Source organism: Aquabacterium sp. UBA2148 (assembly GCF_002328915.1).
Classification (GTDB): domain Bacteria; phylum Pseudomonadota; class Gammaproteobacteria; order Burkholderiales; family Burkholderiaceae_C; genus Aquabacterium; species Aquabacterium parvum.
In genome coordinates, this window is the sequence record NZ_DCXA01000037.1 from 1383 (window position 1) to 2290 (window position 908).

Annotated in this window: 1 protein-coding gene; it reads right to left on the bottom strand. The window is 65.0% G+C overall.

The window, feature by feature from the left end; all coding sequences use genetic code 11:
- The coding region (locus B2W70_RS02065; protein WP_286742335.1) for an AMP-binding protein at positions 1–666 on the bottom strand (666 nt) is incomplete at its 3' end.
- Positions 667–908: the final 242 nt, after the last annotated feature.

The window sequence follows — 908 nt, forward strand, 5'->3', positions numbered from 1 at the left end:
GCCGCCGGTGTACTGCAGGAAGGCGACGTCGCTGCCGTTCAGTGCAGGGCGCTGGAAGGGCAGGGACTTGCCTTGTTTGAGTGCGGCCTTGAAGGGCGTGACGCGGCAGCGGCCGCTGTCGGGCAGCTTGAAGTCGATGACGTGCTTGTCGACGTTGCGCGACTTGTAGGTGACCCACGGGCCCTTGATGGCGCCGAACACATCGCCCAGCGAGGCCAGCAGGATGTGCTTGACCGGCGTGCGCTCGATGACCTCCTGCACGGTGGGCCCGAAGTACTCCAGCACGATGATGACCTCGGCGCCCGAATCGACCAGTTGGTGTTCGAGCTCGCGCGGGGTGTACATCGGGTTGACGTTGACCACCACGTGGCCGGCGCGCAGCACGCCGGCGATGGCCACGGCGTAGTGCGGCACGTTGGGCATCATCACCGCGACGCGGCTGCCCTTGGGCAACTTCTGCGCCTGCAGCCAGGCGGCCAGTTGCAACGACTGGCGATCGACGTCGGCGAAGGTCCAGCGCGAACCCAGGTAGGCCATCGAGTCGGCTTTGGCGTGGGTGCGGAAGGCTTCTTCCAGCAGCTCGACCAGCGAAGGGTAGGCGTCGGGGTTGACCTCGGCCGGGACGCCTTGACCGTACTGCTGCAACCAGGGTTTGACGTTCGTCATGACACGCATCCGAAAGAAAAGTCGAGAATCTATCTGAAAACCTACCGTGTCATTTTGATGGCGGGACGGTATTTCGGCCATCCCTGGGTCGGGTGCGTTCGCGCGCGACGCTTTGTCGCTGATGCGCCCCATCGGGATTTCCCTGGTGTCAGATGAGCTGGCGCCTTGCGCGCCAGGGCCCGCCTGGGCAGACTCGGCCCTGACGGGGCAGTTCCGCCCCGTCCTTCCACTTCAAGAGGGAC